Source organism: Candidatus Polarisedimenticolaceae bacterium (assembly GCA_036376135.1).
In the GTDB taxonomy this organism is placed as follows: Bacteria; Acidobacteriota; Polarisedimenticolia; order Polarisedimenticolales; family DASRJG01; genus DASVAW01.
The window spans coordinates 1-6,245 of record DASVAW010000052.1 but is presented as its reverse complement, the minus strand read 5'-3'; the positions used below and the strand labels follow the sequence as shown (position 1 = coordinate 6,245).

6 protein-coding genes are annotated in these 6,245 nt (G+C 67.5%); 1 reads left to right on the top strand and 5 read right to left on the bottom strand.

The genetic code is table 11. The features are described 5' to 3' along the window. Nucleotides 1–1,972: hypothetical protein (locus VF139_04960; protein HEX6850737.1), on the bottom strand; the 1,972-nt coding region annotated here is incomplete at its 3' end. 535 nt (nt 1,973–2,507) lie between these two features. On the opposite strand from VF139_04960, the gene VF139_04955 reads away from it, so the two are divergent. Beyond that, the gene (locus VF139_04955; protein HEX6850736.1) at nt 2,508–3,464 is read left to right on the top strand and encodes a glucodextranase DOMON-like domain-containing protein; all 957 of its coding nucleotides are present in this window, start codon (nt 2,508–2,510) and stop codon (nt 3,462–3,464) included. A gap of 9 nt (nt 3,465–3,473) precedes the next feature. Here VF139_04955 and VF139_04950 read toward each other — a convergent pair whose 3' ends face one another. The 4 genes from VF139_04950 to VF139_04935 all read right to left on the bottom strand — a co-directional run. Next, complete coding sequence (locus tag VF139_04950; protein ID HEX6850735.1) at nt 3,474–3,887, bottom strand: type II toxin-antitoxin system VapC family toxin; 414 nt, start codon at nt 3,885–3,887, stop codon at nt 3,474–3,476. Further along, nucleotides 3,884–4,165 carry a type II toxin-antitoxin system prevent-host-death family antitoxin gene (locus VF139_04945; GenBank protein HEX6850734.1) on the bottom strand — a complete coding sequence of 94 codons (282 nt, stop codon included), beginning with the start codon at nt 4,163–4,165 and terminating at the stop codon, nt 3,884–3,886. The genes VF139_04950 and VF139_04945 overlap by 4 nt, the downstream gene beginning before the upstream one ends. 47 nt (nt 4,166–4,212) lie before the next feature. Continuing rightward, nucleotides 4,213–5,715, bottom strand: coding sequence for an alpha-amylase family glycosyl hydrolase (locus VF139_04940; GenBank protein HEX6850733.1), 1,503 nt, complete (start codon nt 5,713–5,715; stop codon nt 4,213–4,215). Next, nucleotides 5,648–6,245 (bottom strand): hypothetical protein (locus VF139_04935; GenBank protein HEX6850732.1); only part of this gene is annotated, 598 nt, incomplete at its 5' end. The genes VF139_04940 and VF139_04935, both read right to left, overlap by 68 nt.

Below are 6,245 nucleotides of genomic sequence, written 5' to 3'. Positions count from 1 at the left end.
CCGTCGTCGAGCCGAACTGCGTCCATGACGTTCCGGAATCCAGCGAGTAGTAGGCACGTGCGGTCCCGGCGTTCGACGTTTCTCCGAGAACCAGCCGCGCGCGCCCAGTCTTTACGCCGGTGCTCCACGAGAATTGGTGCCCCAACGAACAGCAGCCGGCCCCGAAGAACCCAGCCGAACCCGTCGCATCCAGATCGTCGTAGATCAGCAACGGCTGAGGAAACGCGGTATTAGCTCCCGGGGTCGGGCCGCTATTGGAAGTGGGATTGATCCATTCTTCACAGCACGAGCAGTTCGCGTATTCAAGCGTGCATTGAGACGTGCACGTGGGAGTGCCGGCACCGCAGTGGATGACGCCACAACTCCCGCCACCCAGGTCCGAGCCATCGCACTGCTCCGCGCCCTCTCGTACTCCGTTGCCGCATACCGCGAACGACATCGAGTCGAAGTAGACGTCGGCGTCACCGCGACGGTCGTCGGACCAAAGCGAATAGGTCTTCGAGGAGTCCGCCACCATCGTGTCGTAATCCCCGTGGTAACACGTTGCCAAGTTGGGATCGAGGACCACCGAGGATTGTACGTCGCTCAGTCGCTCGTTCGCGGGGAACGAGGCGCCCCCGTTCAACGAAATGACCCCGTAGCGCTCGTACGACGTGTTCGTGGCACTGGCGCGACGATCGTACCAAGTGACAGCGACCGTGTTAACGCCCTCCACGGCAAGGGTCGGGAACCACTGATCTCTGGTGGATGTATCGTCATTGAGTCTGATCTCGGGCTCCCAAGTGGATCCGCCGTTCGTGGAACGCCGGTAGTAGACGTTGACGACGTCTCCCGAGTTGAAGCCGTCCGGATCATACGGGTAGACGATGTGGACGGTGCCCGACTGGTCGACGGCGACCTGCGGCGACGGCAATAGGCGAATGTTCGACTTCAGCGCCGGTCGACCGCACGATGTCGTGGCCGTGGCATCCCGGGGATAGGTCTGGTTCGACGCGGGATTCGTCACGAAGGAGAACGACGTGCCGCCGTTCGTCGATCGCACCGCCTCGATGCTCATCACGGTTTGGCCCGAGTCCCGACGGAGCCAAGCGACGTACAGGTCGCCGTTCGGGGCCACCGCGGGCCAAGCGCCCTGCACAAACGCGCCAGACGCACTCAGGGGAACGGGTGTGCTCCAGGCCGTCCCGTTGTCGCTCCGAGTCGCGTAGATTCTCCCGTCCGCGAAATTCGTCCACACCACGTGGAGTCGTCCGAAGTATGGGCTCGTCGGGTTGTTGTCGACGGCCATTAGTTCCTTGTCGTCGCTGGCACCCGTGTGGATCATCCCCACCCATGCCGCCGCGCTGCAACTGGAGCCCAGGTTCCATAGTCCCAAGCCCGAGCTATGGAGTGATGTGTGATAGAACGTGCCATCTCGCCGGCTCCAAACGGTTGACGGGTCGCCTCTTGAGAGTCCTCCGCCACCGATCGGAACGACGCCATGGTCCACCCAGGTGGCACCTCCGTTCGCCGAGTGGCTGAAGCCCGTGAAACCCGTGCCCTGTACTACTCCGTGATAAGAGTCGTTGTACGCGGCGCATAGGATCCCCGACGTCTCGCTTCTCGCGATGCTCGTTTCGCTCTGGGTCCGCGAGCTACCGCTCCCGTCTCCGGCCGGGTTGTTGACGAGCACGTCGGTTCCGCCGAAGGTGGCGACCTGCCCGCCTCCTCCCTGAGTCACCCCGCCGAGTTCGTCGGCTCGCCCGCAGGCGAGGAGGAGCGTGGTCTCGAACATTCCGGAGAACGACGGGCGCATTCCCTCGTCGTCGAGTAACGCGCATGCCTCCGCGAGGCGAGCGGGCTCGACGATTGGAACGGCGGTCCGACGCGGGTTGCGCAGGTGCTCCTGCGCGCGGAGCGCTGGCGCTGCGCTCGCCAGCAGCGCCAGGGTGACGATCGACACGCTTAGCCGGTGGGCTGATTGGTCCTTCATGACGATCCTCCAAGACACAACTCCGAATGCATGCTGATGTGCCGCCGCTGGGGCGTTCGGCGACTTGCGGGGCCGGGACGACGGGATGGAGTTCAGTCGAATCCAGGACCGTTGGAGGCACCGGAGGCGATCGACTCCGCGGAGTGCGGCCGAACGATGCGTTCGTTGGTGCGTTCGGGAGGGGTCGTTTCCAGGCGCGAAGACCTTGATCGTTGCGCGCGCGGGCGCCTGTGCGGCTTCCGGCCATTCGAGCAACCCCGAGCTGGCGGGTCTCGACGCCGTCGTCCCCTCAGCGCCGTCGTGTGAGTCGGGCCCGAAGGCCCCCGTCAACTTGTGGCGTACCGTAGCACTCTCGAGGCAGGCATCAAGACGCGCTCGCGTCGGCTTGACGGATGTCACGGATTCGGTGGAAACGTCTGACGCTCGTCATCGCCACGCATGTCTCTCTTCCAAGCGAAACGTCGCACGATGCCGATCGGAGAACTGGTATCGACCGAGTTGACATTCGCAGCCCCGTGCCTATGCTGCCGGAGCCATGAAGCGAACTCTGACGCTCCTCGCCTCCATGCTGCTTCTCGCCACCCCCGCCGCCGCCCGCGGCGCGACGTTCCGGATCGCCGATTCCACCGGGGACGATCACGGCGACGGTTCCGTCCGTTACCCGCTGCGCGGGAACTTCCAGACGGGGGAGCTCGACCTGACGGGCTTCGCCGCCTACGCGGTGGAGGGAGGGACCGAGTTCGAGGTGGCGCTCGCGCGCCAGATCCGGAAGCCCGATTCGCAGGTGATCGACTTCGGAGGCTCGAACCTCACCGACGTCGCCCGCTGGGGCTTCTACACCTTCAACGTGGACGTCTACATCGACACCGACGGCAAGCCCGGCTCCGGCGCCCTGAACGCCCTCCCCGAGCGGAACGCCGAGATCGCCCCGGAGAACGCGTGGGAGCGCGCGGTGATCCTGACCCCGCGCCCGCCCGAGGCCCGCTCGGCCCTGCGCCGCTACCTCCTGCGCGACATCAAGCGCGACAAGAAGGAGGCCGGCGAACGGCTGGGCGAGGCGAGGATCGAAGCCCTTCGCAAGGAGATCGCCGAGGAGGTCGAGACGCGTGTCTTCTTCCCGACCCGGATCACGGTGCGGGGAAACAAGATCCGCTTCTTCGTCCCCGACGAGTTCCTCGGCGGCCCGGCCTCGGCCGACTGGAGCTACGTGGTCGCGATCAGCGTCGCGAACATCGACGGCCGGCTCGACCTGCGCGGGTCCATGGGAGACGTCGGCCTGCGCGGGGACACCCTCTTCGTCGTTCCGCTGTGCCTGTCCGCCTCCGACGAGTGCCTCGGCGGCGGACACGAAGGCGAGCTCGATCTGCAGACCCCGTTCGTGGACATCCTCGTCCCCGAAGGGAGGACGCAGGAGCAGGTCCTGCGAAGCTACGACCTGAAGTCCGACGCCCTCGTGAAGCTCCCCGGGGTCAAGCCCGGGAAGCCGAAGTAGCTCGCCGGATCAGTCCCAGGATTCGATCTCGACCCCTCGGAAACCGGTAAAGCCCCTCCGGTCCCGGGTGACGAGCGTAAGGCCCCGCACGGCGGCCACCGCAGCGATCATCCCGTCCACGAACGTCGGCGTCTTCCCCTTCCCCTCGAGACGCGCCCGCTCTTCCGCGTGCCACGCGGCGGCCGACGCGTCGTAGTCCAGCACGGGCAGGCGCGACGCCACCCCGACGACGTACTCCTCGAACGCACGACGCCGGTCCGACGGGGGCATGCGGACACACCCGTACCGGAGCTCGTGAAGCACGACGCTCGAGATCGCGCAGACCGCCGCTTCACGCTCGAGGCGGGCCATGAGGCTCGGCGACGGCCGCGAACGCACCGGCTCCGACACGACGTTCGTATCCAGCAGGTAGCGAAGGCTCACAGGCGCACCTTCCGGCCCGGCTCCGCCGGCCTCGCTCCTGCCAGAATCTCCTCGGGGTCCAAGTCGAGCGCGAGGAGATCGTGCCGCCCGCGAAACGCCTCGAGGGCCTCCCAGAACCCGCCGGGAGCCGAGGCCAGGCGATCGAATTCCGCCTTGCCGACCAGGATCGCGACCGCCTCTCCCCGCCGGGTGAGCTCCACCACGCCCCCCTTCTCGGCAGACCGGACGAGGGTGGGCAGCTGGGCGCGAGCCTCGGCAATCGACCAGCGCTTCTTCATGCAGCCTCCATGTACATCTTGATGTACACAATACGCCCGGGAGGCTGCTACGGCAACCGGTACACCTTCGAGTCCCCGAGCGTCGCGACGACCTGCGCCCCCGCGACGCCGCATGCCCAGTCGGGACACGGCGTCTCCGGCCCGTCGAGGTCGTGCACGATCCGCAGCTTCTCTCCCGCCGCCTCGCGCTCGTAGACCAAAACCGCCCCTTCGCCGTCGACGACCCGGAGGCTCCCGTCGCGCAGCGCCGGGTGCTCGCGCCGGAGCTTGATCCACCCCTTGTAGGCCGCGAGCAGGCTTTCGTCGGCATCGACCGCGTCCTGGAAGGGGTGCCAGGGCGTTCCGGTCGTGAACCCCCTCCCGGGCGCCAGCGGCGCCCACGGCATCGGCGTGCGTTTCTCCTCGTCGGCGCGCCCCGGACCGTTCTTCAGGCCGATCTCCTCACCGTAGTAGACGAACGGCGTGCCGCGAACCGTGAAGAGGATCGCCGCGGCGTTCTTCAGCTTGCGGAGGTCCCCCCCGAGCTCGGTCGCGACGCGGATCATGTCGTGGTTGGTGAGGAACGGGGCGTCCATCGCCGTGTCGGGGTAGGTCATCCCGACGTCCTTCAGCGCGAAGGCGATCTTGTCCGGGCTTTGCGCTCGCACGCCGTCCACGATCGCCGACGCCAGCGGGAAGTTGAAGTTCATCGGGAGCTCGTCGAAATACGGCGCGATGTTGTCGGTCGTCGTCCAGTTCTCGCCGACGAGAAGCGCGTCGGGCTTGTGGGCGCGAACCGCGGCCGCGAACTCCCCGAGGAACCGGTGGGTGTCCTTGGTGTCGCTCTGCCCCGGCCCGGGGCCGTCCTCGACGAGGTGGCGGGTGGCGTCGAGGCGGAACCCGCCCGCCCCGCGGTCGAGCCACAGGCGCGCGACGCGGGCCATCTCGGCGCCGACCGCCGGGTTGCGCCAGTTCAGATCGGGCATCCCGTCCCAGAAGACGCCGTAGAAGTACCCGTGCTTGCCGCGATGCCAGGTGGGACCGCCGCCCCAGGGCTGCGTCCACCCCGGGTCGTCGCTCCTCCAGATGTACCAGTCCTTCTTCGAGGGGTCGGAGAACCAGGGGTGCGCCCGCCCCGAGTGGTTCACCACGAGATCCACGATGACGCGGATCCCGCGCTTGCGGGCCTCCGCGCAGAGGGCCTCGAAGTCGGCGTTGGTCCCGTACTCCCGGTCGATCGTCTCGTAGTCCACGACGTCGTAGCCGTGGTAACTCGGCGACTCGAAGACGGGCATGAGCCAGATCCCCTCGGCGCCGAGCTCCTGGATGTAGTCGAGGCGCGAGATCAGCCCCTTCAGGTCTCCCACGCCGTCGCCGTCGGAATCCTGGAACGAGCGGACGAAGACCTGATAGAAGACCGCCCCTTTCGCCCAGGCGAGGTCCCAGGCGGGAGTGGAGGTCGACGCCGCGGGCGCGTCGGCCTTGGGCACCTCGGCGACGGGCTCAGTTCTTGGGGCGCAGGCTCCCGACATCAGGGCGAGCACCCCGACGACCATCGCGCGCGTTCTCATCGACCCCTCGCAAGGCGGGCACTCGCCCGCACACTCCGGGACGCATTCTCAGCGAACCGGCGAAGCGATGCGAGTCGGATCCCACGTTCCCGCCGCAATCGACGGCCTCGACTCGCAGCTCGGGCTCGACGAGCGTCGTCCAGCCGCAGCGCGACGCCGCTTCGCACAGCAGGCCCGGCGAGAGCGCGATCGACTCGTCGGAGAGAAGCCCGTCGGCGTCGCCGTAGGTGGTCCCGTCGAACAGGACGCAGCCGCTCAGCAGGATCCGCTCGGTCTCCACCGCCCCCAGGGCGCCGTCGTCGTCCGACGCGGTGAAGACCACCGACACCCCGACGACCTGACCCGCGACGAGCGTCGCGGCCGGCGACGCCAGCGTCACCTCGGGGGGTGTCGTATCGATCGTGAACGCCCGCAGGTCCGACGCCACGTTTCCGGAAGCGTCCCTCACCTCGAGCGACACCGAGTGGTCTCCGTGTGTGCCGAACCAACCGCCCGGTTCCCAGCGGTGTTCGAAGCCGGGGTCGCAGGCG